General features: G+C 49.5%; 19 protein-coding genes. 7 read left to right on the top strand and 12 right to left on the bottom strand.

All coding sequences use genetic code 11. The annotated features are described in order from the left end of the window. Positions 1-32: 32 nt before the first annotated feature. Entirely contained in the window at positions 33-4,652 is a 4,620-nt protein-coding gene (locus GS601_RS01230; protein ID WP_162421340.1) for a CHAT domain-containing protein, read from the bottom strand. A gap of 183 nt (positions 4,653-4,835) precedes the next feature. Between GS601_RS01230 and GS601_RS01225 the strand changes: the two genes are divergently transcribed. From GS601_RS01225 to GS601_RS01215, 3 genes are all read left to right on the top strand, one after another. Further along, complete coding sequence (locus GS601_RS01225; protein ID WP_162421337.1) at positions 4,836-6,122, top strand: DUF389 domain-containing protein; 1,287 nt, start codon at positions 4,836-4,838, stop codon at positions 6,120-6,122. An 82-nt stretch (positions 6,123-6,204) separates the two neighbouring features. Next, entirely contained in the window at positions 6,205-7,200 is a 996-nt protein-coding gene (locus tag GS601_RS01220; protein WP_162421335.1) for a mechanosensitive ion channel family protein, read from the top strand. Then, the gene (locus GS601_RS01215) at positions 7,197-8,540 is read left to right on the top strand and encodes a DUF2254 domain-containing protein (RefSeq protein ID WP_162421332.1); all 1,344 of its coding nucleotides are present in this window, start codon (positions 7,197-7,199) and stop codon (positions 8,538-8,540) included. The genes GS601_RS01220 and GS601_RS01215 overlap by 4 nt, the downstream gene beginning before the upstream one ends. Before the next feature lie 90 nt (positions 8,541-8,630). Here GS601_RS01215 and GS601_RS01210 read toward each other — a convergent pair whose 3' ends face one another. From GS601_RS01210 to grpE, 6 genes are all read right to left on the bottom strand, one after another. Further along, positions 8,631-9,893 carry a mechanosensitive ion channel family protein gene (locus GS601_RS01210; protein ID WP_202924769.1) on the bottom strand — a complete coding sequence of 421 codons (1,263 nt, stop codon included), beginning with the start codon at positions 9,891-9,893 and terminating at the stop codon, positions 8,631-8,633. A gap of 213 nt (positions 9,894-10,106) precedes the next feature. Next, positions 10,107-11,237, bottom strand: coding sequence for a small ribosomal subunit biogenesis GTPase RsgA (gene rsgA / locus GS601_RS01205; RefSeq protein ID WP_162421327.1), 1,131 nt, complete (start codon positions 11,235-11,237; stop codon positions 10,107-10,109). A 19-nt stretch (positions 11,238-11,256) separates the two neighbouring features. Further along, the gene (locus GS601_RS01200; protein WP_202924768.1) at positions 11,257-11,496 is read right to left on the bottom strand and encodes a sulfurtransferase TusA family protein; all 240 of its coding nucleotides are present in this window, start codon (positions 11,494-11,496) and stop codon (positions 11,257-11,259) included. Beyond that, the gene (dnaJ, locus tag GS601_RS01195) at positions 11,493-12,623 is read right to left on the bottom strand and encodes a molecular chaperone DnaJ (protein ID WP_162421325.1); all 1,131 of its coding nucleotides are present in this window, start codon (positions 12,621-12,623) and stop codon (positions 11,493-11,495) included. The genes GS601_RS01200 and dnaJ overlap by 4 nt, the downstream gene beginning before the upstream one ends. Positions 12,624-12,731: 108 nt before the next feature. After that, complete coding sequence (gene dnaK / locus GS601_RS01190; RefSeq protein ID WP_162421467.1) at positions 12,732-14,675, bottom strand: molecular chaperone DnaK; 1,944 nt, start codon at positions 14,673-14,675, stop codon at positions 12,732-12,734. A 265-nt stretch (positions 14,676-14,940) separates the two neighbouring features. Then, the gene (gene grpE / locus GS601_RS01185) at positions 14,941-15,660 is read right to left on the bottom strand and encodes a nucleotide exchange factor GrpE (protein WP_162421323.1); all 720 of its coding nucleotides are present in this window, start codon (positions 15,658-15,660) and stop codon (positions 14,941-14,943) included. A 416-nt stretch (positions 15,661-16,076) separates the two neighbouring features. On the opposite strand from grpE, the gene GS601_RS01180 reads away from it, so the two are divergent. The 4 genes from GS601_RS01180 (at position 16,077) to GS601_RS01165 (ending at position 21,533) form a co-directional block, all read left to right on the top strand. Next, positions 16,077-18,071 carry a GspE/PulE family protein gene (locus GS601_RS01180; protein WP_162421321.1) on the top strand — a complete coding sequence of 665 codons (1,995 nt, stop codon included), beginning with the start codon at positions 16,077-16,079 and terminating at the stop codon, positions 18,069-18,071. 188 nt (positions 18,072-18,259) lie between these two features. Next, positions 18,260-19,366: a type IV pilus twitching motility protein PilT gene (locus tag GS601_RS01175; protein ID WP_162421319.1), complete on the top strand. Its 1,107-nt coding sequence runs from the start codon at positions 18,260-18,262 to the stop codon at positions 19,364-19,366. 205 nt (positions 19,367-19,571) lie between these two features. Then, entirely contained in the window at positions 19,572-20,795 is a 1,224-nt protein-coding gene (locus tag GS601_RS01170; protein ID WP_162421318.1) for a type II secretion system F family protein, read from the top strand. A gap of 156 nt (positions 20,796-20,951) precedes the next feature. Then, complete coding sequence (locus tag GS601_RS01165) at positions 20,952-21,533, top strand: hypothetical protein (protein WP_162421316.1); 582 nt, start codon at positions 20,952-20,954, stop codon at positions 21,531-21,533. A 72-nt stretch (positions 21,534-21,605) separates the two neighbouring features. Here the strand turns inward: GS601_RS01165 and GS601_RS01160 are convergent, their stop codons facing one another. From GS601_RS01160 to GS601_RS01140, 5 genes are all read right to left on the bottom strand, one after another. Further along, positions 21,606-22,073 (bottom strand): ferredoxin, encoded by a 468-nt coding sequence (locus tag GS601_RS01160; protein ID WP_162421314.1) that lies wholly within the window; start codon positions 22,071-22,073, stop codon positions 21,606-21,608. Further along, the gene (locus GS601_RS01155) at positions 22,073-22,459 is read right to left on the bottom strand and encodes a DUF1257 domain-containing protein (RefSeq protein WP_162421312.1); all 387 of its coding nucleotides are present in this window, start codon (positions 22,457-22,459) and stop codon (positions 22,073-22,075) included. Before GS601_RS01155 ends, GS601_RS01160 begins: the two co-directional genes overlap by 1 nt. 38 nt (positions 22,460-22,497) lie before the next feature. Beyond that, positions 22,498-22,710, bottom strand: coding sequence for a DUF2997 domain-containing protein (locus GS601_RS01150; RefSeq protein ID WP_162421310.1), 213 nt, complete (start codon positions 22,708-22,710; stop codon positions 22,498-22,500). A 640-nt stretch (positions 22,711-23,350) separates the two neighbouring features. After that, a complete protein-coding gene (locus tag GS601_RS01145; RefSeq protein ID WP_202924767.1) occupies positions 23,351-24,220 on the bottom strand; it encodes a coiled-coil domain-containing protein in 870 nt (289 codons plus the stop codon). Positions 24,221-24,537: 317 nt separating this feature from the next. Beyond that, complete coding sequence (locus GS601_RS01140; protein WP_162421308.1) at positions 24,538-25,068, bottom strand: outer membrane beta-barrel protein; 531 nt, start codon at positions 25,066-25,068, stop codon at positions 24,538-24,540. Positions 25,069-25,546 lie beyond the last annotated feature (478 nt).

Here is a 25,546-nt window from a genome sequence, read left to right as displayed (position 1 = left end):
GACTCCGCCGTAACATTTTCGGATCAACTCTCCTACCAAGGATTTCCGACTAGCGTGAAGGCTGCCCAATAATAGGGGTGAGACAAGTCACTTTCTGGCAATGCCAAGTCAGGTGAGATAGCTTGCATTGGGGATTGCTCTGACAGGGGTGATGGGTGCAGGCGATTTTTCACAAGTTGACCCTCCACGATCGCTATCTTGCTTGTTGCCATGGCAATCTGGGATTGGCGGAGCGCTTCGGCTTTAATTTTGACGGTGCGATCGCTGAGCCGATCATAAAACTCACTCATCAGCGCCAAGGTTCCTTCATCGCTGACATACCACAGGCTGGCAAGGGCAGTTTTGACTCCCGATTGCGCCGCCAATCCAGCGAATCCTAATTCTGCTTGTTCATCCCCGATCGCGGTTTTACAAGCACTGAGGACAAGCAGTTCAACGGGAGGGTTATTCAGTTCTAGCTCTCGGATTTGATTGAGTTTTAGCGGGCGATTCCAAAATTGGATATAAGAGTTCTCTGGCGCGCCGGGTTTAAATTCGCTGTGGGTTGCAAGATGAAGAATTCCGTAAGGCTGTTGGCGGCGTTGAGCGATAAAGTTATCCACGGTAAACGTCTCGTTGAGCAGCGATCGACTTCCCTGCCAATTTTTTGTAATAAGCGATAGCTCTACCGGAACCGCAGGCAGTGCATTCAAATCTTCAAACGTTGATGCGCCCATCGCTAGGAGTTTGCTGTTTTTGATATTGGTGTAGCGGGTGTCGGTGAGGCTAAGGCTTGGCATCAGCCCAACACTATAAGTTTCGATTAAGAAGCGCTGCCCGTCGTGCAATGCGGCAAGCGGCAGCGATCGCAGTTTGCTCTCCATCAAAAACACCAGAGTATTGATCTGATTTGCCTTCAGATCGGCTTCAAGGGGGCTGATCAGCGATTTATAAAGTGCTTGTGCGGGTTTAAAGTATTCATCACTGGTTCGATCGGTCACGCCTGCTAAAAAGGCTCGCGTTTCTGTTAACATCGATTCTCGCGTTGCATTGTAAACAACTTTGCGAACTGGATTGCCTTTTGCAGTGATCAAAATTAATTCTAAGACATCCTCTTGTTGAGATGGCTGCCGCAATGATGCCGATTGTTGATCTAATGATTGTTGCTCTAACTTAGCGATGCTAGGTACGAAATTGACATATATAAAAGCGGGTCTCGTTCCAGTTTCTTGTTCAATCGTTGCTGCGATCGCTTGTGCTTGCTCAACCGTTACATTAGCAGTATCCTCACCAACTCCTAAGTAATCTCGAAACTCATTGGTAAAATTAATATCAATGTTTTCTACGTTTACATTGGTCTCGTTGAAGTAAGAACGAGTTTCAACAGGTTTGAGAGCGATTTTTGGATCATTGTTATTGCTGTTGGAAATATTCGGTAACAACGGCTGAGTGGGGATTGGAGCGGGGACGGGTGGAACGGGAGGCAACGGTTGTGGCGGGGCGGGGGTTGTGATCAACCGAATATCATTTGGGGGCATACCTTGAATGTAGGAGTTGGAAAACGACCCTTGCAGAATCTGATTATCAGTTCCGGCACTCAGATAGCCTGCGGTTCCGTTAACAGGGTGCGGCTCACTCACAGTAAAAGGAATGCCTAAAGCGCCGCCGCCATGCCGAATCTCAATTGAGCCGCTGCTGAATGATCCGTCTGTGGCGATGCTTGCTCCGGTATTGAGCGTCTCTGTGGCTCGAAAAAAGCGCTCTGTGCTAATCCAGACGTTGCCACCCGCGCGCGCTCCACGGGCATCGATCGACGCAACTTCGATGTCGTATTGTGGATCGATGAAAACGTTGCCTGCGTTGGCAAACCGACCACTCGTATCAAGTTTGCCAAGCGTGATGCTGGTGATCGCTTTCACCGAAATGTCTCCCCCAGAGCCACCAAAGGCGATCAGATCGCCAGCCGCGATCGCTCCGGTTTGGCTCGTGAGTGAGATCGCACCTCCAGAGAAAGAGCGATTATCGGTAGAAGTCGTGATGCGATCGCTATACAGATCTCCAACAGATGTGAGCGTGATGGCTCCGCCAGCATTGCCAAAGCCGCGATTGACAGAGCTAGAATTTAAATCGTTGCTGCTAATTGTATTGGCTTGGAGATCGATCGTTCCTCCCTGGGTTGCGATCGCGTTGGATACTTTTAAATCTCCAATACTTCTGACGTAAAAATTTCCGCCTTCTGTGTTGATCTCATTTGCGTTTAGAATAACGCGATTTGGAATAGTTTGATTGTTGGCGCTAGCATTACCAATTCTAATATCAGCACCATTGTTGTTAATGGAGCCATTAATATTTACTATTCCAGAGGTGTTGATTTCTAACGCTTGACCTTTGGCTCCCAACGATCTGGTAAACACATCAGTAATTCCAAAGCTCAGTATTCCAGTTGCAATATCGCCTAAGCCTTCCAGCTTGATCGCCCCGCCGCTCACTTCTCCTTCCGTACTGAGCAGTGCTGATGCAGTATCAATCGTGTTTCCCTTTAACCAGAGATCCCCAGATTGTGTTCTAAACGTTCCCATCAGCGTTAACAGCCCTGCACTTTCAACCTTCAGAGAACCGCTAGAAGTATCAACCGAGCCAGATACCGTGACTTGATCGCCTCGAAGGGTGACGGCGGCTCCGCTTGTGTCTAGCGATCCATTAACGTTCAGCGCGCCGGTGGCAACAATATCAAGCAAACCACCAGAGGTAGAAATTCCTCCTTCGATGGTAACGGCACCACCGTTGAGGATAGTTTCTGCTCCCCGCGCGGTCAGGGTGGGTAAGCCGCTAGGGGCAGTCAAAAAGCTACTGCTGAGCGCAATTTCTCCCGATGCCGTTAGCGTTAAGTTGCCGCTATTGGTTTGTGAACCTGCCGAACCATAAGCAAGTTCTCCGATTTGGATCGCCTTAGCTGTGATGGCGATCGCGCCGCCTTCAGCAGGACTCTGAGTATCAATCACCGAAGCAGTGACATTGCCTTGGGTGCTCTGAGCAACAACATTTCCGCCCTGGGTTGTAATATTTTTGGTGGTGACGCCCGCTTGCCCTTGCAAAATCACATGGAGATTGGGGGCGCTCCCTGAAATATGACCAACCTTAATGGTGCTCGACGTTGGCGGAAAAACCTCAGGTTCGGGGGTGGGGCTGCCAAAACTTTGGTAGGTTTCTGGAGCGATCGCCGTGTAATCAGATCCAGCCCGGAGGATCAACGCCAGATTAGTAGAGAGAAAGTCAGCATCTGGATCAGAGCACTCTGGGCAAAGGCTCGTATCGGCTCCTGTAATGTTCACATCGCCGATTTCAATTTTGCCACTGGCTTCGATTTTGAGGGATGTGCCTTCATAGTTACCCAGAATTACATCCCCATCTGCGATCACGATCGGATCATAGTAGCTGAGAAATGTTCCTGGGTTGTTGCTGCGATCGCGGATCGAAAATCCGTTCCCGCTCCTAAAATGGGCATCTCCAGAGACAACCCCATCGCTCACCAAACTCAAGCGACCGCCGCTCTCAAACGGGGTTTGCTCCAGGTGGTTGAGTGCCAAAATATCGATGCCTTGATCGCCGCGAATCGTCAGATCCCCTCCTGAGCGCGCCACAAATGGATGAGCTACACTATCGCGAACCACCACCGATCGATCGGCAAGCAACTCTAGATTGCCAGTGGTATAAAGTTGGCTTTCAACCAAGGTTAGATCGCGAGTTGCAGATAGCAGGGCATGGCGCGATCGCACCGCTTTGGCGACCAGATCTCCGGATGCGATCGCGCTGCCCGATCCAATCAGGGTTACGGTTCCGTCTGCGTTCACCTGGGTGCCTGTGGCGCTGGCAAGGGTTCCGCCGGTTAAAAGTTGTGGGAGAGACATAGCTTCAGACAGGGGATCTCCGGAGGCTGGCTCTGCACCGATCGGTGTGAATTCTAAACTCAAGGGGCTGCCGATCTGGCTCAACCGGACGGTACTCTGCCCTGGCACAGCAGCCACGACAATCTGCCCATCGGGTGCAGAGAGGTGCCCAGAACTCAGAACCGTGCCACCCAGCAACGCCAGGGTTTGCCCTGAAGAAACGGCTAAATCTGCGGCGTTAACGATGGCTCCAGGCTGTACAGATGTGAAGCTAAACAGGTTGGGATTCCCGTTGAGTTCTGAATAGTTGTTTCCGTTGCTAAAACTAGTGTTAGAACTAAAGGTTTTCCCATTGCTAAATCTAATCTCATTAGCTGTCACCGCCGTAAACGATGCAGGAACATTTAGCTGAGCACCAGAGCCAAAGACGATGCCCGCCGGATTCATCAAAAACAGGTTTGAGTTTCCTCCGGTGACTTGCAGCACTCCATCAATCGTAGAGACTTCCCCCCCTGTAACCCGCCCCAAAATATTTTGAATGGACGGATGAGACAGAAAATTGGCGATTTGATGGGGGTCTAAGCCAAGTTGCGTAAAGCTGTGAAAGAGATTGTTTCCGTCTGAGGAAAGCTGTCCTCCAGTGATATCAATTCTGTTGCCTTGAGGAGACGCGATCGTACCGGTGCCATCGGGTGCGGGGGTAATCAATTGTGCGTTGCTAGGTCGGGCAAACCAGAGCGTTAGCAGCAGCGATCGCAGCAGAATTTGGGAAACGGTACACTTCATAAACCAGCGTGTTGGGAAACAATACGACCTTTACAGGATTCCCGAAAAGGCTCTGCACTTGATAATTTTCTGGGGTCTCAACAAAACAACACAGCCGTTTTCAATGCCACACGTTCGAGTTTGCCTTCAAGACATAATTCATCTGTACTAAACAATCTGCACTAAAAAACTATAGGAGTAAGAATGCGTCAACTGATGATTCAAGTGCCAAAAGGACAAGGCGCAACTGTTCTGCAAATGGCAAAGGCTTGCAATGGAGTAAATCTGGTGCAGACCGAGGTGCACGATCCTGACAATCACAGCGATTTGGTCATCGTCCATGTTCCCAATCGCCAGGTCGAAGGTTTACTCACTAAACTGCATGACCTATCCCAGGTTCAGATCACCTTATTTCCAACTGGTGTGATAACGCTGCGCCCACCTGAGTCTGAAGTTTCACAGCAGGTAACCAATGTGCAGGCGCGCAGCCCAGTTGAGATTTTTCTGTCCGGGTTGCAAAGTGTTGGGTCATGGAAGAGCTTTATTGGCTATGCCGTTGCTGCCGGGATCATTGTTTGGATTGGTTTATTTACCAATACGAGCTATTTGCTGGTAGCCGCGATGCTGATCGCGCCGTTTGCAGGCCCGGCGATGAACAGCGCGATCGCAGTGGCGCGGGGAGATCTGCAACTCCTCAAGCAGAGCCTAGTGCGCTACTTTTCAGCGTTGGGAGTGACCATTGCGATCGCGTTTCTGCTAACGATGATTTTTCAACAGAGCATTGCCACAAGTTTGATGACCGACACTAGCCAAGTCTCGATCGTGGCAGTGTTGCTACCCTTGACTGCCGGAGCCGCCGGAGCGCTGAATTTAGCTCAGTCCGAGCGTAGCAGTTTGGTGTCAGGAGCCGCTGCTGGAATGCTGTTAGCCGCTTCTCTCTCGCCACCAGCGGGTATTGTGGGCATGGCGATCGCTATGGGACGATGGGACATGGCGCACGATGGAGTCTTTCTGCTGTTGCTGCAACTCGCTGGGATTCAGCTATCGGCGGCATTGATCTTTCGAGTCTACGGGCTATCTCCTCAGAGGAGCCAGTATGCACGGGGCAAAAAACGAGTGTTTCCCATCGGTGCGGGAATCGCCCTAGCCTCCCTCGGTCTGCTTCTCACGTGGCAACTGTCCGATTCGCCAAGCTTACAGCGCTCAAGCCGTGCTCAGCGAGCTAGAACCGAAGTTCTATCTGCGATCGAGGAAACGCAGTTGGCGCAATTGATTGAGGCAAACGTTCGGTTTACCCGTCCTAATCGTGAAGAGCAAAACATGCTGCTGGTTGAAGTGTACGCTCAACGGCAAGAAGGCGTCACTGCCTCAACGTCAGACATTCACAGCGCCTTGACTCAAGCGATTCAACGTCGCCTGCTAAATCAGGGGTTTAATGTCACTCCGCTAGTTAGTGTCACGGTTCTAGAAGCACTTTCCCAGAATCAGTGATTTCGCATTGATGACCAGAGGTAGATTTCTGTTTTGGCTTCCTTACTTATGATCTGATTCGGTCTACTTCTACATAGACAAAATGAACATAGAACTATCTAACGCTTGGAAAACAATCCAGGAGATGATCAATGGTTTTTTTGCCTTATTACCCAATATTTTAGTTGCGCTGATTGTCTTCGCTGTTTTCTTTTTCCTGGCTGGGGCGCTTAAGCAAGTTGTGCGCCGGGCTACTCAGAATCGCCGTCGTGCCCGCAATCTGGGCATGGTTTTAGGAAGATTGGCTCAAGGCATAATTATTCTGATTGGGTTGTTTATTGCGCTGACGATTGTGATTCCATCGCTTAGAGCTAGCGATTTAGTCCAGCTTTTAGGAATCAGTGGAGTTGCGATTGGGTTTGCGTTTCGTGATATTTTACAAAATTTTCTTGCAGGCATCCTAATTCTATTAACAGAACCATTCCGAATTGGAGATCAGATTGTATTTAAAAATTTTGAGGGAAATGTTGAAAATATTGAAACTCGCGCCACTACCATTAGAACGTATGATAACCGTCGTATTGTCATTCCCAATTCTGAACTTTTCACCAATTCTGTAACGGTCAACACTGCCTTTGATCGTCGTCGCATGGAGTATGACGTGGGGATTGGGTATGGAGATGACATTGAAACTGCAAAGCGGGTTCTGCTAGAGGCAGTGCAACGCCTAGACGAGGTGTTGGCTGATCCGGCTCCCGATGTGCTGGCACTAGAGCTTGCGGCAAGTACGGTCAATATTCGGGTGCGGTGGTGGATTGCGCCGCCCCGCCGGATCGATGATCTTTACTCCCGCGATCAGGTGATTATTGCGATTAAAAAGGCGTGTGCCGAGAACGGAATTGATTTACCCTTTCCAACTCAACAAATTTTGTTTCATGACCAGACTGAAGAGACCGATGGCGATCGCACCCGCCAACGAGAAGGATGGGCAGCGGGGCGCGATCGCGTTCCCGATTCCCGCACCATCGGCAGTGCGCTACAAAAACTGGCGCGTTCCAATCATCGGCACAATAGCCATCAGCCTGGGGAAGAGGCATGAAAAACGTCAAATTGAGCAAATTTTGGGATTCTCTGCGATCGAGCTATTGGTTTTTGCCATCGCTTATGGTGGGGGGTGCGATCGCATTAGCAGTTGCTATGCTGACGGTGGATCGCGCCTATGAGACAGACCTGAAACAGATGGGGTGGCTATATTCTGGCGGCACAGACGGAGCGCGATCAATGCTGTCTGCGATCGCAGGCTCAATGGTGTCGGTAGCGGGTACGGCATTTTCGATCACGATTGTGGCGCTTCAGCTTGCCTCTTCAAGTTTTGGACCTCGCCTGCTGAAAAACTTCATGCAAGACTTGGGCAATCAGCTTGTTTTAGGGACGTTCATCGGCACGTTTATTTACTGCTTGCTTGTTCTAAGAACCATTCGTGGCGAAGATTACGACTTCTTTATTCCGCAAGTTTCAATTACCGTTGGCGTTGTGCTAGCAATCGTTGGTGTTGGTGTTTTAATTTATTTTATTCATCACGCTTCAACTATTATCCAAGTATCACAAGTGATCGCGAATGTTGGCAGCGATCTAGACCACGCGATCGATCGGCTGTTTCCAGAAAAAATTGGGCAACCGTCGCCGCGTCAAGTATCAGAAATTCCTCAGCAATTTGGAGCAAAATCGACCCCAATTTACTCAACTGAGAAAGGCTATCTGCAAGTGATCGACGATGAACAACTGATGAAAACTGCTCGCCAATTTGATCTGCTGCTACGCCTTGAGACGCGCCCTGGGCAGTATCTGATTCAGGGCAGCGCTTTGGCGAGCGTCTACCCTAGCGATCGCGTCGATCAAGCCCTGACCGAGCAAATCAACAAAGCGTTTGTCTTTGGTAAAGAACGCAGTGAGCAACAAGACGTTCTCTTCCCAGTCGAACAGTTAGTTGAAATTGCGCTTCGTGCTCTTTCGCCTGGCATTAACGACCCCTTCACTGCGATTCGCTGCGTCGATCGGCTGAGTGCAGGCTTGTGTCACCTCGCTCAACGAAATATACCCCCAAGTTGCCGCTACGATGATGACCACAATCTGCGAGTGCTTGCAGAGCCGGTCAAGTTTGAGGAAATGGTTCATTGTGCCTTCAATTCTATTCGTCAGTATGGCAAATCTGACTCTATGGTGACGCTACGGCTCCTTGATGCGATCGCGCTGATTGCGACCTATGCCGAACAGCCAAAGCATCAAGCGGCGCTGCGTCACCATGCAGAAATGATCAGGCGCAGCAGCCGCGAGGCAATGTCTGAAGAGTGCGATCGCGCTGAGGTTGAGTCTCACTATCAGCACGCCTTAGCCGCTCTGGCTCGTGCTGAACCAGACCGAAAACTGAGGCAATTATAGGGTTGACTCTACCTTGGTTTGGCGGGGGTTTGGCGTGCGATCGCGAAAGCACCTTTTGGCAATTAATCTGGTTGTTAGCGATTAATCTGGTTATTGATCCGAAAGCCGCGCAAACGTTGACTCTAGTTCCGGCGAAACGTCGAGGGTTCCAGACCGCAAATGCAAATCTCGTTGCGGAAACGGAATCTCGATATTTCGCTGATGCAGCACCTCGAAAATGCGATAGTTTAAATCACTTTTTAACAGAAATTGGCGACTTGGGGCGTTCATCCAAACCAGCAGTTCAAAATCGAGGGCGCTCTCTCCAAATCCTTTAAATAAGACCCGAGGCGCAGGAGAGCGCAGCACATCAGCATGGCTCTGAGCCGCTTCTAACAGCGCCGCTTCAACCGCTTTGGGGTCAGACCGATACGCCACTCCGACGGGTAAATGAATGCGAGAGATAGAATTGCCGTGGCTCCAGTTGATCACTTCTTTCTCTAAAAATCGAGAGTTTGGCACAATAATCGAGACATGATCGAGCGTGCGAATTTCGGTACTCCGCGCTCCGATGCGCTCTACCGTACCCTGAAATTCTCCAACCTCCACAAAATCGCCGACTTGAATGGGTCGCTCAAACACCAGTACCAACCCGCTGCCAAAGTTCTTAGCAATATCTTGCAACCCAAAGCCAATTCCCACGCTGAGCGCACTTGCCAAAATTGCCAGAGAACTGATGTCAAGCCCCCACAGTTGAAGCAGCACCAGTACCCCGATCGTGATCAAACTGTATCTCAGCACGACTGCGATCGCTTCGCGCAACCCCCGATTAATCCGCGCCAAACTCAAGATCCGAGTCCGCAATAGCTGTGTGATCACGTTCGCAAAAACAAACCAACCAAACACCAGACCCGCCAAAATCAGCAAATTTGTGATGGAATACGAGCGAGCACCCAACGACAAAACCGGCACCGTGAAGCTTGTGAGGAGTGTACTTGCAATTTGGTCACTCCATTGACGAGTTATGGCAAACAGATTGGTGATATATAAGGCAACGCCGATCCACAGTGCCACTCGGCTAATGCTCAACAGCAGTTTGAGCAGCAGTTCTAACGATTCTTCTACGCTGGTTTCAGATGCATGTTCGGCGACAGTGCGGAGGTGGATAACCCGTAGAAGCCGCGATCGCACTCGCCCCAAGCCCCAGTGCAGTGCGATCGCGCCTATCAACACTGCGATCGCCACGATCCAGGCGGGTTGCTCACTGGCGCTAGTGTCTGGCGTTACTTGCGCCGCTAAAGCGATGGGAAAACTGATTAAAAATGCAAATGAAAAAATAGTGACGCAGAAAAAACAAATACAACGTTGTGGCAATTGGTTCTGCCAAGCTTTAGAGAATTGCCTCACAATCATAGAAATTTTTAGCAATAGATCAACTCTTAAAGTGATACCAATCCAAGCCGGACTCGTAAGTAGAAAGTCATAACTAAATTTATCTACTTCATTTCTTACAAAAATTTTGTCTTACAAAAATTGTGCTGACCCACTTTTTACTAACCATAACAGCCACCGATTTAACCTTTGAATTTAACCTTCGTTGTCTTCATTTTCCATCAAATTTTTCATATCATCTGTTAGCTTCTGAAGAGACTGCTGCTGCATCCGTCGAGACTCTTGACGATATTTTTTAGGATCTAACCGAGCTTCATACTGTGCGCCTTTGCGTTTTGTTTTGAGCTTTAAAACATCATCGCGATCGCTCTGCTGATTGAGGTGAGTTTGATAGGCGATCGCATCGTCTAAAAAACTCAAATAATGCTCATAGCGCTCCCAATCGCCCCGCACGGCGCATCCTGGTTCATCCCGATGCCAGCAGTCGTTAAACTGGCACGTCGCCTCCGCTAAGCGATGTCTAATTTCCGGAAAACAACTCGCCAAATCTTGAGGCGCAATAAAAAGATCGGGCTGGTTAAATCCGGGTGTGTCGGCAAGAAAACCGCTCAGGGGCAGTTCAAACAATTCTACATGTCGGGTTGTATGGCGACCTTTGGCAAGTTTTCCAGAAACGGCATTCACCCGCACATCAACGCTGGGAATGAGGTGATTAATTAAACTAGACTTGCCCACCCCCGACGGGCCGGAGGCAACAGTAATCTTGTGGCTCAAGCGCTGATTGAGTTCTGCAATCCCCTTGCCCTGATGGACGCTGAGGAATGTCACCTCGTAGCCCCAGGTGGATATGCGATCGCGCCACCGCGCCTGCTCATCTATTGGCACCAGATCACTTTTACTCAAGCATAGACAAACCTCTAAATCTGTCGATTCGGCTTTGACTAAAAATCGGCTGAGTTGATAAGGTTCGATCTCTGGCTCAGCCAGCGCAAACACCAGCAAAATTTGATCGGCATTTGCCATGGGCGGACGATCTAATTCTGACTGCCGAGGCAAGACGTGCGAAATCGCGCCCCGCCTTCCCGCCCAATCGGGTTCTTCGACGTAGACGCGATCGCCCACCATCACGCGCTGCCCCATCTTCTTCAGCCGCGTCCGTCGTGTACACAGCAGCAGTGGGCTAGAAATCGGCGTCTCGGTCTCCTGTAGCCGCACCCAGTAATAATTTGCCTGAACGGCGACAACAGTACCTTGAAGCGGCTCAAAATTGGGGTAGAGTCGATCTCCAGCGAGAACCTGATCACTGTCTTTTGCCTCAAAGCTCATCGGTTGATTAGGGGGCGGCTCAGCACCGAATTCTGAGGGCAAAGAACTCTGAGCGATCGTCAATACTTTCAATCTGGTAGCCTTCCATTGCCAAACTGTCAGGAACTTGCTCAATCGGTTCGCCCGGATCGAGCCACACTTCTAGGAGGGAGCCAGAGGGCAGTTGTTCTAGTTTAAGCTTGGTTCGCACAAAATTGATCGGGCAAGGGGTTCCTCGCAGATCCATGTGCACATCAGGAGTAGACTGTGGAGTACTCATCCGCCGAATATTTTTCCAATAAAGCCTTCAACGCCACCTTTACCGATGCGATCGCCGCGAATCTTTGCCAATTTCTCCAGCAATTCTCGCTCTTCGGTACCTACTTTGGTCGGAATATCAACCGACACCGTAATCAAGTGATTGCCCCGGCTGACAGGATTGCCCAACTTGGGAACGCCTTTACTTTCCAACGTCAACACCGTATTGGGTTGCGTTCCTGCCGGAATCGCCAGTTCTTCAGCCCCGTCTACCGTGTTCACCTCAATTCGCGAACCCAAAATGGCTTGCAAATAGCTGATCTTGACGTCAGAGAGAACATTGATCCCATCTCGTCGAAACTCAGGATCGTCATTGATAAACAGATAAACATACAGATCCCCCGGCGGACCGCTCCGTTGCCCAGCGTCTCCTTCTCCCGACACCCGCAGCCGAGTTCCGTTGTCTACCCCCGCCGGAATCGAAATCTTCAGCTTTTTGGTTTCCTGGCGTTGCCCATTGCCACCACAAACCTCGCACTTGTCTTCAATCACTTGCCCCGTGCCATTACAGGTTGGGCACACCGAAACCTGAGTAAAACTGCCAAAGGGGGTACGAGTGGCTCGGCGCACCTGTCCCGATCCTGTGCAGGTCGAACAGGTGCGAGGACGAGTCCCCGGTTTTGCGCCACTGCCATTACAGGTTGTACAGGTTTCCAAATGGCTAATCCGAATTTCTTTCTCGCCGCCAAATACCGCTTCTCTAAAATCGAGCTTGAGATCGAGCCTCAAATCATCACCCCGCACTGGGCCGCCCCGTCGTCGGGTTTGAGTGCCTGGTGCGCCGCCCGAAAAGCCGCTAAAGAAACTCTCAAAAATATCGGCAAAGCCGCCCATGTCTCCAAAGTCTTGGAAACCGCCCGCGCCAGCAGAACCCACGCCTGCTTCGCCAAAGCGATCGTACTGAGCGCGAGTGTCTGGCTCAGATAGCACTTCGTAGGCGCGGTTAATTTCTTTAAACCGCTCCTCGGCTCCCTCTTCTTTGTTAACGTCGGGGTGATACTTACGGGCTAAGCGACGATAAGCCTGCTTGAGGTCTTCTTTGTCGGCATCTCGCGAAACGCCGAGAATTTCGTAAAAGTCACGAGCCATAGAGTACTGCTAGGTGGGGGTAAGGGGGCTGAGGGGTTGGGAGGCTGGGGTTGAAGGCTCAGTAAACTTTCCCAAACAACCCTATATCTAATACCCTAACATTCTCATTTAATCAACGGCCTCATAATCTGCTGTTACCGTTGCATCTTCTTCAAAATCAAAGTGGGCAGGGTTTGCGGAAACAGTTTCATCATACGCAGATTGGGAGAAGGCACTCGTTCCTGAAGCCCCTCCGCCCAAATCAACGCCTTGATAGACGGCTGAACCAATGGTGAACAAGGTGTGCTGGAGGGCATCGAGGCGAGCTTTCATGTCATCGATGCTGATCTTAGGATCTGCGATCGCAGCTTTAAGTTCTGCAACTTTTTCGTTTGCCTGCCCTTTCAAGTCATCGTTGATGAATTCACCATTATCGCGCATGGTGGTCTCGTAGCTGTAGAACAAGGTATCTGCCTGATTCTTTAGCTCGACTAGGTGCTTACGACGACCATCTTCATCGGCATACAATTCCGACTCTTGGCGCATCCGCTCAATTTCACTGGGGCTTAAGCCGCCTGTGTTGCTGATCTCAATTCCTTGAGCGCGCCCAGTGCCTTTGTCGCGGGCAGAAACTTTGAGAATGCCGTTTGCATCGATCTCAAACGATACTTCAATTTGAGGCACACCCCTAGGGGCAGGTGGAATTCCCGTCAACTGAAATTTTCCAAGGCTTTTATTATCCCGCGCCATTGCCCGTTCTCCTTGCAAAGCATGGATTTCAACGGAGGTTTGACCATCGGTTGCAGTCGAAAAGACTTGAGTTTTGCTAGTCGGAATCGTGGTGTTGCGATCCATAATTCGGGTGAACACTTCTCCTAGGGTCTCGATCCCCAGCGAGAGCGGCGTCACGTCTAGCAACAGCAAATCTTTAACTTCGCCGCCCAACACGCCAGCCTGAATCGCCGCCCCTAGGGCTACTGCTTCATCAGGATTCACAGAGCGATCGGGGGTTCTTCCATTGAAAAACGTCCGCAGGGCTTCTTGAACGGCTGGAATGCGAGTCGATCCCCCCACCAGGATAATCCGATCAATATCTTCGGTGGTTAGCCCCGCGTCTTTGAGCGCCTGCTCCATCGGCTCAAGGGTTCCCTGAATCAGGCTGCCTGCTAATTCTTCAAATTTGGCGCGAGTCAACTCGGTTTCTAAATGTTTTGGTCCGGTTTCATCGGCGGTGATAAAGGGTAAATTGATCGTTGTACTGAGGGTTCCAGATAGCTCGATTTTGGCTTTTTCGGCTGCCTCGCGAAGGCGTTGCAGTGCCATTTTGTCGGTGGCTAAATCAATGCCTTCTTGCTGCTTGAACGCCTCCCCCATCCAGTTCACTAGGCAGGCATCAAAGTCGTCTCCGCCCAAGTGGTTGTTGCCAGAGGTTGCCTTGACTTCAAATACACCATCCCCTAGTTGGAGAATAGATACGTCAAACGTGCCGCCGCCCAAGTCAAACACCAGAACGCACTGATCTTGGTCTTGCTTTTCCAAGCCGTATGCCAACGCCGCCGCCGTCGGCTCGTTAATGATGCGGAGGACTTCCAAGCCTGCGATCGTACCGGCATCTTTGGTTGCCTGACGCTGAGCATCGCTAAAATACGCAGGAACCGTGATCACGGCTTGGGTCACGGGTTCCCCTAAATAGTTTTCAGCATCCTGCTTGAGCCGTTGCAAAATCATGGCTGAGATTTCTTGAGGCGTATAGCTACGTCCCCGAATCTGGACATCTACCGTATCGTCTTTGCCTTTGACACAGTTGTAGGGAACCCGCGATCGCTCGATCTCGGTATCTTGCCAGCGCCGTCCGATAAAGCGCTTGATGCTAAAAACGGTGTTTTCTGCATTGGTGACAGCCTGACGCTTGGCAAGCTGACCGACAAGCCGGTCTCCCGCTTTGCCAAATCCCACAATGCTAGGGGTTGTCCGTCCCCCTTCTGAGTTGGCGATGATAACGGGTTGTCCACCCTCCAAAACGGCAACACAACTGTTGGTCGTGCCTAAGTCGATCCCAATGACTTTTCCCATAGCTTGCGGCGGTAGAAGATACGCAGGTGAACTGTAAGGCAATGTGACAGAAATAACGGTAGAAATCAGCACTACGTAAGTAAGCTACGTTAGCTGATTCACCCTAATCCGAAGGTTGCCCTGATCCGGATTGTTCATAACGTCTACATCGCCAGTGTCCTTTATACTCCGTATTTCAAAGGGTATAATCACGTAGAAATGCGGAATCTTCTGATAAATCTCCTGACATTGCGGCTCAACGGCTCGCCGTTTAAGCGTCAAAGGCTTACTCTGCGGATGATTCGTCTTCTACCGGGGCAGCAACTTTAACCATGGCATGACGTAAAACGCGATCGCCCAGCATATAGCCCCGCACTAGCTCTTCTACGACCGTCCCTTCCGAATACTCGTTGGTCGGCTCTCGCATCACCGCTTCATGCAGGTTGGGGTCAAACTCTTTGCCTTCCGCTCGCATCGGCGCAACGCCAATCTTTTTCAGGCGATCCACCATATCTTTGTAGACGCCTTGGTAGCTCTTGTGAATGCCCATTTCTGCGTCGGTTTGCGGCTTAATGTGCGATCGCGCCCGTTCAAAATTATCCACCACCGGCAGCAACTCATTCACGGTGTTGCACTTAATTTGCTGCTCTAAATCTTCTTTTTCCTTCTGCGTCCGTCTCCGAAAATTCTCGAAGTCTGCTGCAATTCTCATATACTGGCTGCTGCGGTCTTCAATTTGAATCTTCAGCGCTTCCATTTCCCGCTCTTTGGCAGCATAGTTCGACCGAAGCTCCATGAACGCGGCTTCATAATCTGTATCATCGGTCTCGGCTGAAGCAACACTATCCGGTGAGTCGTTCTCAACCGATGATGTCTCAGCCGCCTGCGCGTCTGCGCTGGTCTCGGCACCAGTCTCCGCAGTAACGGTAGGAGCGTCCTCCATGTCAGACGCTTCTGCCGACGATAAAGGTTGAGTTGGGTCTACTTGCTTTTCTTCCTCGATCATTGTTGCGCTAATCCCCTGTAAACAACGCTAGCGTTGGCTAGTCCTTCTACTTATCCTAGCGAATTGTCTCAAGTCGCTATCGTCTTACTAAGCCGTTAAGCATCATATCCTGCTGACACCATTTTGATGTAGTTCAGAGACGGAGAGTTACGAGATCACCAAGGCGGCGCTGGGCGGCAGAGTGCAAAGTCCCCAAGATCTCCCCAGCGTATGGCTGAGGTGTTTTAGCCCTGACCCAAGAAGGATAGCTAAAAAAATAGGAAACAGTGCTTACGAAAGCACAGGGATGCTTGCCTTGAAAGCGGTTACTACGGAGAGCTTTATAAAGCTTTGATGAACCGAATTAAGAGAGCGATCGCACCTTTCCAAGATTTTTAGGGAATATTCCCTACAAGGACATCCTTCGTTCAGCAGCCATGACTAACTCCTCTTCTCAGCGCCGAGCACTTGTCGTTCAAAATAATTTCTCTCCCTTCGGGAATCAACTTATTCAATCGGGCTATGTCAACAATGAGCAGATGCATCAAGCGCTCATTGAGAGCCGAAAATCGGGCAAACCGCTCACCGCCGTTTTAGAGGCATTGACCGGACAGCAGCTTTCTCCGGAGTTGCTACGCCAGTACAAGAAGCAACAACTGTTTGAACTCAAGATTCTCTACGGAGTTGAGTCGCTCGATCCCGAAATCAACCAGGTTTCTGAAAATCAAGTTGGTCAACTCATTGATAGCCTGATTCCCATTGAGTTGTGCCGTCGTTATCATCTGGTTCCGCTAGCCCAAGGCGATACTCAGCCGCCTTTTTTGCTGGTGGCAATGGTTGATCCAGACAATCTTGCGGCTCAAGACGAGTTAAATCGAATCTTGCGCCCAAAAGGGCTAGGGTTGCAGCGACTGGTGATCACGCTAGAAGATTATCAACGGCTGATGTCAACCTATCTTGACGATCGCATTGCCCGCGATCGCCAGCTAGAAGAGCAGTCGAGAGTCGATGTCCAATCCGATTTAGAAGGGTTAGAATCGCTCGGAGAAGCAGAGGATGATAACGAAGTTGACCTCGACGCATCGGCAGATGCAGACGCGGCTCCGATTATTGCCCTCGTCAACAAGGTGCTGATCAAAGCGCTCCAGATGAGCGTTTCAGATATTCATGTTGAGCCGCAAGAAGAGTTTTTGCGAATTCGCTTCCGGAAAGACGGCGTTTTGCGGGAGGCATTTGATCCGTTTCCTAAAAAAATTATTCCGGCGGTGGTTGCCCGGTTCAAAATTATCGCGCAACTCGACATTGCCGAGCGTCGATCCCCGCAAGACGGGCGAATTCGACGAATTTATGACGGTCGGAAAGTAGATTTCCGGGTGAACACGTTACCAAGTCGCTATGGCGAGAAAGTGGTTCTCCGCATTTTGGATAACTCTGCGACCCAGCTAGGTCTCGATAAGCTGATCACCGATCCCCTGTCGTTAGAAACCGTTCAGGACATGGTGAAGCGTCCGTTTGGGCTGATTTTGGTGACAGGACCAACCGGATCGGGCAAAACAACGACGCTCTATTCAGCGTTGGCAGAGCGCAACGATCCAGGTGTCAATATTAGTACCGCAGAAGATCCGATCGAATACTCGCTGCCAGGGTTGACTCAGGTGCAGGTGATTCGCGAAAAAGGCATGGATTTCGCTGCCATCTTGAGAGCCTTTTTGCGACAAGATCCAGACGTCATTTTGGTGGGTGAGACTCGCGATAAAGAAACTGCCAAAACTGCGATCGAAGCGGCGCTCACCGGGCACTTGGTCTTGACCACCCTTCACACAAACGATGCGGCAGGTGCGATCGCACGTCTTGATGAGATGGGGGTCGAGCCGTTTATGGTATCGGGTGCGTTGGTTGGTGTCGTGGCTCAGCGGCTGGTGCGTCGTGTCTGCGAGCAGTGCCGAGTCCCCTACACCCCTAGCTCAGAAGAACTCTCTCGCTTTGGCTTGACTAGTTCTCGCGATGCCCAATTGACGCTCTACAAAGCCAATACGCTGCACGCCCACGAGATTCAGGAGGCACGGGCAAAAGGTCAGCTTTGCGAAAAGTGTGGCGGAGTCGGCTACAAAGGGCGCTTGGGCGTTTATGAGGTGATGCGCGTCACAGAACGCCTGCAAACCTTGATCAACCAAGGCGCACCCACCGAGCAAATCAAAGAAGTGGCAGTCGAAGAAGGAATGCAAACCTTGCTGGCTTATAGTTTGAACCTCGTCCGGGAAGGATTATCTACCTTAGAAGAAATCGAGCGGGTGACGTTTACCGATACGGGTTTAGAAGCCGAACTCAGAGCCAAACGCAAATCGTCGCTGACCTGTCGGTGCTGTAGTGCAGAACTCCATCAAGAATGGCTGGAGTGTCCTTACTGCATGACTCCTCGCTTTCAAGACTAACGCTTAATTTGGGCGGTTAGTTTGAAATTTCTGGTGCGATCGCTCAAACCAAGTAACGGTTCTGAGCGCTTCCCCAAATCGATGGGTAGACTAACTCCCGAAGTAGCCCCTACCCGACTGCGGTTCTAGCAGAGGTGCGCTCTGCCCTGATCGCCCAATTCTTCTCAGCACTATAAGGAGCAAGCCGCATGGAATTGATGATTGAAGATTTGATGGAGCAACTCATCGAAATGGGTGGCTCTGACCTGCATCTGACGGCTGGATTGCCGCCCTACTTTCGCATTAGCGGGCACCTCCAGCCTGTGAGCGATCAAGTCCTCAATGCTGAAGAATGTCAGCGCCTTATTTTCAGCATGCTGAACAACACTCAGCGCAAGAACTTGGAGCAAAACTGGGAGCTTGACTGTTCCTATGGTGTCAGAGGGTTAGCCCGTTTTCGGGTCAACGTCTATAAAGACCGGGGAACCTATGCCGCCTGCCTGCGCGCGCTAAGTTCTAAAATTCCTAACTTTGAAAAACTAGGATTGCCAGATGTGGTGCGGGAAATGGCAGAGAAGCCCAGAGGCTTGATTCTGGTTACAGGACCTACAGGCTCCGGGAAAACCACTACCCTAGCCGCCATGATTGATCTGATCAACCGCACTCGTGCCGAGCATATTTTGACGGTTGAAGACCCCATCGAGTTTGTGTATGAGCCGATCAAAAGCTTAGTCCACCAGCGCCAGTTGGGAGAAGACACAAAAAGCTTTGCCAATGCCCTCAAAGCGGCTCTGCGCGAAGACCCAGACATCATTTTGGTGGGGGAAATGCGGGATCTAGAAACCATTTCTCTAGCGATTTCTGCGGCAGAGACGGGTCACTTAGTCTTTGGAACCCTTCATACGAGTTCGGCGGCGCAGACCGTTGACCGGATCATTGATGTGTTTCCGTCGGAACGTCAAACCCAAGTCCGGGTTCAGCTTTCTAACTCGCTGGTGGCGGTCTTTAGCCAAACATTAGTTCCTAAGAAAAATCCGAAACCAGGTGAATACGGTCGGGTGATGGCGCAGGAAATGATGATCGTGACGCCTGCTATCTCAAACCTGATTCGAGAGGGCAAGACAGCCCAAGTCTACTCTGCCATTCAGACAGGCGGAAAGCTAGGAATGCAGACCTTAGAGAAAGTGCTGGCAGATTATTACAAAGCTGGAACCATCAGTTTCGAGGCGGCAATGTCTAAAACGTCTCGCCCTGACGAGCTTCAGCGTTTGATTGGCGGCAACCCTGCTGCTGCTAATGCCGCCATGAAGCGGTAAGTCTGGAGCGATCGCTTCTATCGCGGATTCGGTAGAAGCCGATCCTCTAGGGTTCACAGATCACATTTTGGGTATCAAAAATCACTATTTCTCCTGAGAGCAACGCGCTAATTTATCTTTCTCTTGCTATAAGAAAAGTCCGTTAGCTGTCGCGATCGCGGCTCAGCTATTCTACTCACGATCATCCTTCATTCAGAGCTAGACCATGCCTACCTACCTTGCCCGTGTTCGAGACGCCAAAGGAAACGCCAGAAAAGAGAAAGTGACTGCCGAATCTCTAGGAGAGGCACGCTCTGCGCTGCGGGAACAAGGTCTGTTTGTCCAAGAGCTTGCAGAGAATAAAGGACTAAACTCTGGAGTGAACCTGAAGAAATTTCAGACCTCCATGGTTAAAGTTTCGGTCAAGGATAAAGCGGTTTTCTCGCGTCAGTTTGCGGTGCTTGTTAACGCGGGTGTAGCCATGGTGCGAGGATTGGGCGTCCTTTCTGAACAATGCACCAACCCCAAGCTGAAAAATGCCTTAATGGACATTAGCAGCGATGTGCAACAGGGAACAAACCTCTCTGATGCCATGAGGAAGCATCCTCAATGCTTTGATGGTCTGTACGTGAGTATGGTTCAAGCTGGGGAAGTGGGCGGTGTGCTAGATGAAGTGTTAAACCGGCTTGCCAAGCTCCTCGAAGATGTAGCGCGGTTGCAAAACCAAATTAAGTCGGCAATGACCTACCCGGTAGTAGTTGGGTCGCTGGCGCTGATTATTTTTCTGGCAATGACAATCTTTTTGATTCCTATTTTTGCTGGAATTTTTAAGCAAATCGGAACGGAACTGCCCGCCTTTACTCAAGCGATGCTGACCATCAGTGATTTTTTGCGGAGTCCAAACGCTGTCATTATTGTGATTCTAGTTCCGATCGTGATGTTTGCCTACAAGCGCTATTACAGCACACGGGTAGGGCGCGAAACGATGGATCGCTTTTTCCTCAAGATGCCCCTGTTTGGTGATTTGATTCAAAAAACTGCAACGGCTCGGTTTTGCCGCACCTTTGGGGCGTTGACTCGCTCTGGCGTCCCCATTTTGACCTGCCTAGAAATTGTGCGTGACACGGCTGGAAATCAGATTGTCGCTAATGCGATCGATGAAGCCCGTCGAGAAATTCAGACTGGCGGCATGATTAGCATCGCGCTGCAAAAAGAGCAAGTTTTTCCCATGATGGCGATTCAGATGATCAGCATTGGTGAGGAAACTGGTGAAATCGACAAGATGTTGATGAAAGTAGCCGACTTTTATGAAGATGAAGTAGAACAGGCGGTGAAAGCGCTGACCAGTATCATGGAACCGATCATGATTTTGGTGATTGGAATCATGGTCGGCAGTATTTTGCTGGCGATGTATCTGCCGATGTTCAAAGTATTTGAGACGCTGGGCTAAGCTGTCACCCTCAACCTTACGCTTTCTATCCTATAGTCTCCCTTAGGTCAGAAGCACCCGACCAACGGCAAAACCTGCTGGCATCTTGGTGCTTCTGACCTTTGATTTGGGTTAAGTATTTCTGTCAAATTTTGGTGTCGAGATTCGGATTGAAAGATGACTAGTCAGAAGCTTTACTATGAGGAATTACTTGCTACTTATAGCCAAGCATCCGCTGCGATCGCGCTCCTCAAGCATTACCGCACCTATCTAGAAATGTTGCCCAGTATGCGCCGACCGGAGGAAAGTGTGATCACCATTCCTCTGCCGATCGCCCGCATCCGTGACTCAACTACATCACAGAATGAAGCCATAAGTGCAACTTCTAGAACAGCTATTTTGCTACCCTGTGAAGTCGCGATTTTGATGTGTGATCCAGAGTGGAAAATTAAAACAGGCAAAGAAATTTTTATTTTTATTCACCGCCCCGACGAAGACTTCTCAGATTTATTGGGACGATGGCGACGTACCCAAGTTATGTTGGGTAAAGACTACGAGTGGGTGTTGCCGTCTCGATATCAGCACATTTTGAACGAAGGCGCAGATAAACTCTACCCGATATTTGTGCTATTTGAAGAGACACCTGAGCGAATTGTGCGTGGGTTAAAGGGAGCACAGTTACCGTTTGTGCGGCAAACCGAAATCGCCACAGACGAAGGCTTGCCAGAGCCAGAATTGCCGGTGGAAACGGAAGAATGACTGATTGATAAACAGACGAAACAGCCTCAGCAACTTATGTTGGCTCAGGCTGGCTTAATCAAACAAATTAGCTTATCGCTTTCTTCTATGGGCTAATCTCTGGCGCTGGCGATTCGTCGCAATCATTGCCTGTTCAACCGGAAACCCAACTACAGGCATCACCTGATATTTCCGATCTTCTTCTAACTGCTTGAGTTTTGTGTATTCAATCCAGTGAATGCAATCTACGGGACAGGTGTCGATCGCTTCTTGAATCAGTTCTTCAGAATCACTGTCTTGGCTGATGACGCGAGATCGCCCATAATCAGGCTCGATGTAGAAGGTGTTTCGGGCAACGTGAGCACAATGCTTACAACCGATACAAACAACTTCATCAACGTAGACGCCCTTTTGCCGTAAATTACCTCCCAACTCCGGTTCTAGACCAGAACGCTCTTCAGCATCCCTCAAAAAACCGCCCAGTTCGGGTTCAAGACCTGTCCGTTCGGAATCAGGAGTGCGATCGCTAGAAGGATCAGGCTGCTGGGAGGAAATAGGCATTATGCGCTCCAGCGTTGCAAAACTAAGCGAATCGAACCGTCTTGGTTAGTGTTTTGCTCAGCAACCTGAAAGCCTTTCTGGGAACCTTCATTCACAATCGTGTGGTAGGCATAACGCTGAGTAATTTTACTGAGGAAGCGATCGACCGAACTGGCTTGCTTCCAGTATTGCAAGTCGGCGACTAATTCATATTCGTGACCGTTCCAAGCAAACCCGACATCATAGCCATTGTCTTGCTCAACAACGACTTCGGCAGTTTGGGTTTGTCCGCGATAGCCGCGAACAGAGCAAGGACCAACTTTCCAGTCTATGCCCAAATCGCTAAGGGCAGCCTTTAAGGAAGGGAGATTCCGAATTTGAGTTTTAATTTGGCTAAAGTGTGACATGGCAATCGCTACGAATTGAACTGCAATCGATCAAAAAACTACCAATCGCTAAAAGTTGCTTGAGTGTTAACGGTCTCAGACGGAGATATGGTTTGCTGGGCGAAATATTCAGAGGTTGGCTCATGAGCAATGACTCGACCAAGTTGAGCCTCGATCGCAGCCGTTACTTCTTCGCAAGAAGCACCGACAATGCCAGTTACTTTTTCTTGAACCCGACCATCTGGATAGATCACAAACTCTAACGTTTCCATGCTGGTTGCCTAAGATTACCTGTTTCTAAAACAAGGACAGAAACCGGATCGGCGAAAAATGAGCGACGCCTTAACCAAAGCGATGTTCACATTTCGTAAAGCAATCCAGCTATATTTTCTTAAAACGTTACACAACTTAACGCTTAATAAGAGTGCTCCTCAACTAACTGTCAGTTTCGCTTAACTTTAGAGTTGAGTCAAGATCGCAATCTCTGCAAAATCTGTTTACATGAATTTTGTTTACATATATTTATAGTTTTTCATCTTTCGCCATTCTTCTGTCCAGAGAGGGAGATGCAAAAGCCGCAAAGCACTCAGCAAAAGGCTACTCAATTTCTTAAACTGAAATGAGTTTGGACAAGGTAGTTCCTCCGCATTCGGGTCAGAGAGTTAACTGAGAGAAACGGCAAGATCACAGATGTGACGATAGGTTTCAGGATGCTAGCAGTTGCCTCCGCTTATCCCTCAGAGTTGAGCCTGGCGAGATGAGCGAAGATGAGGGCTAAATAGCGGTTGAAACAATGCTTAACATTGCGAAATATTAGCCCACAATTTGGCATTTTGGCATTATGAAATCCTGTGCAACAACCGATAGGTTTTCCATTCAGACAACGGTAAGGCAAGCACTGCTAGAGAGGCGCTAGGAAGTTTTATCGTGCGCCCTATCTGATCGCTCAACGCGATCGCTTGAAGATGTTGGCTGAGAACTCGGCAGTTCTCCGGCAACAGGGCGGTTTTCTTGTGGTTGGTCATCTCTAAGCGCCTCGCTTGCTTGCTTGAGCAAATCCCGCAGTAATTGCCGAACTTGTTTCTCCCGGCGTGCCAATGCAGTTCCCGCTTCCCCCAACTTGGCATCAAACTCTATCGCTTTTTGATCTGCTTTAGTTTTCATCACTTCCGCTTGCGGGCGGGTCTGGTCATACCATCGCTTGGCATCATCTAAGTAAGCTTGAGCACGGGTGTGGTAATCATCCCCACGAGCCGCCAGATTGGCACGAAGAATTGCGGCTTGTGCTTGCAACTGAGCGTATTGCCGTTTCAACACAGACGCCTCTTCGCTATCGCGGATCGCAGCGATCGCGGCTTCGATCTGTTCTCGCAGGTCTGCCGACAGGTCGTTTCCAGCTTCTTTTAGCCCAGCCAGACCTTCTTCTACATCTCGTTCAAGCTCACCTTCTTGCTCGTCAAGCTGAGCTTGCAAACGATTGACTTCAGCTTCCGTTTCAGCGATGCGCTTGTGGCGAGCACGGCTGATGCCTTCGACGACCCCTTCGACTGAGGCAGCAACTTCTTCTTTGACTTGGGAACCGTTTTCCTGAATGCTCTCAACGGCTGAGGAAAACGCGTCTTTGACCAGCGATCGCACCTCCCCTGTTCCACCTTTCACTTCCAACATCACCTGGGAGATCGCCCCTTGAATAATGTCGCGGATGCGATCGCGGCGAAGCTGCCCCACTTCTTTGACTTGTTTCAAATCAGATGAAATTCTATCTTTAACTAAATTAGCCATGACTACCCTCTACTTTAGAATTCTTCCAGCCTAATAAGTACTTTTCTCAAAAAATTCTCAAACCATTTATTTCAAAGAAGCTGTTCCAAAAAGAATCAGCACAAAATACCGCTCACCTGAAATTTTTGCTTCAATCAGTCTCTGCATTAATCTTTACAAACTGCGCGTTTGAATAACCTCTCCCTTAAGACAGGAAACCTATAAAAAAATAGCTCCTGACCCATCAAGCCAGAAGCTAATTTCAACTTAGTAACGGTATTCATTCACATCATCAGCGCGTCCCTAAAAAGCTCACTCGCTTGAAGGTAAACCTGAAACTAGAAGCGGAGACCAACACCGCCCTGCAAGCTTACTGCACCTGCGCCGCTGCCTTCGTAAGCGTTAATACCATACTTCGCATCGCTGTAAATGATAACCCCTCTCGTAACCTCGGATTCCACACCAGCCTGGATGACTGCTGCATCTTTATTTCCTAACGGAGTGGGTCTACCATCGTTCTGTACAAACGAGTAGCCTGCACCTGCATAGACATTGGTATTTCTGCTAAGAGGAATATCGTATGACAAAGTAGGAATTACAGTGCTATTTTTGTCATTGAAAAGAACTGAACCGCGCACAGAAACGGGAGCATTGGGAACAGCAAAACGACCCTGAATATTACCACCAAAGTTTGCTGCATCATTGTCTCTTCCGCCATTGGTAACGCCAGCCGCAATACCGCCGCCTACATAGCTACCATCAAAGCGAACTGCTTGTGCAGAAGCAGAACCTGCACCCATGAAAAGGGGAGCAACAACGAGTGCAGAAACAGTAGAAAGAGTTGCGAAAGACTTGAGAGAGAGTTTCATGGTTGTGTCCCTAGAGAAATTAAGATTGATTGTTGTTCTCTTACTTAAGAGTCGTAAGATGGGTTAGAAAAGTTCCAGAGCTTTTCAACAAACGTTCTACTGAATCAAGGAAGTTTTGAATGAACCGAAGGAGTCTTTACTTGATATTAGAAGCTGTTGAACTAACTGGAGAGGTCTAGATTTATCACTGAAAAACGCTAGTGTTTCTCATAACTCAGGTATATCTAATTGGCGTCTGAGTTGACTTTTCTAATGGTCTGTTTCGCAAGTGTCACATTCTATTTTGTGCCAGATTCCTATCGTCTAAATAAAAATAAAAACAGGAGTTACTGTCAGCTTAATTTACTAAAACAGCACTCCTGTAATTTTTTAAGTATGAAAAGTTCAGTATTTTTTAGATTTTCATCATTCTAAAGCTAGAGAAGCGCTATTAGAAGATCCAACTTGCTTTTTCTTATTCCGAAGATTAGTGAAAAGA

Source organism: Myxacorys almedinensis A (genome assembly GCF_010091945.1).
GTDB lineage: Bacteria > Cyanobacteriota > Cyanobacteriia > Leptolyngbyales > Leptolyngbyaceae > Myxacorys > Myxacorys almedinensis.
Note: the sequence above shows the minus strand (reverse complement) of the source record. Positions and strands in the feature narration are given on the sequence as shown.

Coding starts and splice junctions, on each gene's coding strand:
- GS601_RS01230 (WP_162421340.1), bottom strand. CDS start 4,652: ATGAAGTGTACCGTTTCCCAAATTCTGCTGCGATCGCTGCTGCTAACG.
- GS601_RS01225 (WP_162421337.1), top strand. CDS start 4,836: ATGCGTCAACTGATGATTCAAGTGCCAAAAGGACAAGGCGCAACTGTT.
- GS601_RS01220 (WP_162421335.1), top strand. CDS start 6,205: ATGAACATAGAACTATCTAACGCTTGGAAAACAATCCAGGAGATGATC.
- GS601_RS01215 (WP_162421332.1), top strand. CDS start 7,197: ATGAAAAACGTCAAATTGAGCAAATTTTGGGATTCTCTGCGATCGAGC.
- rsgA (WP_162421327.1), bottom strand. CDS start 11,237: ATGAGCTTTGAGGCAAAAGACAGTGATCAGGTTCTCGCTGGAGATCGA.
- GS601_RS01200 (WP_202924768.1), bottom strand. CDS start 11,496: ATGAGTACTCCACAGTCTACTCCTGATGTGCACATGGATCTGCGAGGA.
- dnaJ (WP_162421325.1), bottom strand. CDS start 12,623: ATGGCTCGTGACTTTTACGAAATTCTCGGCGTTTCGCGAGATGCCGAC.
- dnaK (WP_162421467.1), bottom strand. CDS start 14,675: ATGGGAAAAGTCATTGGGATCGACTTAGGCACGACCAACAGTTGTGTT.
- grpE (WP_162421323.1), bottom strand. CDS start 15,660: ATGATCGAGGAAGAAAAGCAAGTAGACCCAACTCAACCTTTATCGTCG.
- GS601_RS01180 (WP_162421321.1), top strand. CDS start 16,077: ATGACTAACTCCTCTTCTCAGCGCCGAGCACTTGTCGTTCAAAATAAT.
- GS601_RS01175 (WP_162421319.1), top strand. CDS start 18,260: ATGGAATTGATGATTGAAGATTTGATGGAGCAACTCATCGAAATGGGT.
- GS601_RS01170 (WP_162421318.1), top strand. CDS start 19,572: ATGCCTACCTACCTTGCCCGTGTTCGAGACGCCAAAGGAAACGCCAGA.
- GS601_RS01165 (WP_162421316.1), top strand. CDS start 20,952: ATGACTAGTCAGAAGCTTTACTATGAGGAATTACTTGCTACTTATAGC.
- GS601_RS01160 (WP_162421314.1), bottom strand. CDS start 22,073: ATGCCTATTTCCTCCCAGCAGCCTGATCCTTCTAGCGATCGCACTCCT.
- GS601_RS01155 (WP_162421312.1), bottom strand. CDS start 22,459: ATGTCACACTTTAGCCAAATTAAAACTCAAATTCGGAATCTCCCTTCC.
- GS601_RS01150 (WP_162421310.1), bottom strand. CDS start 22,710: ATGGAAACGTTAGAGTTTGTGATCTATCCAGATGGTCGGGTTCAAGAA.
- GS601_RS01145 (WP_202924767.1), bottom strand. CDS start 24,220: ATGGCTAATTTAGTTAAAGATAGAATTTCATCTGATTTGAAACAAGTC.
- GS601_RS01140 (WP_162421308.1), bottom strand. CDS start 25,068: ATGAAACTCTCTCTCAAGTCTTTCGCAACTCTTTCTACTGTTTCTGCA.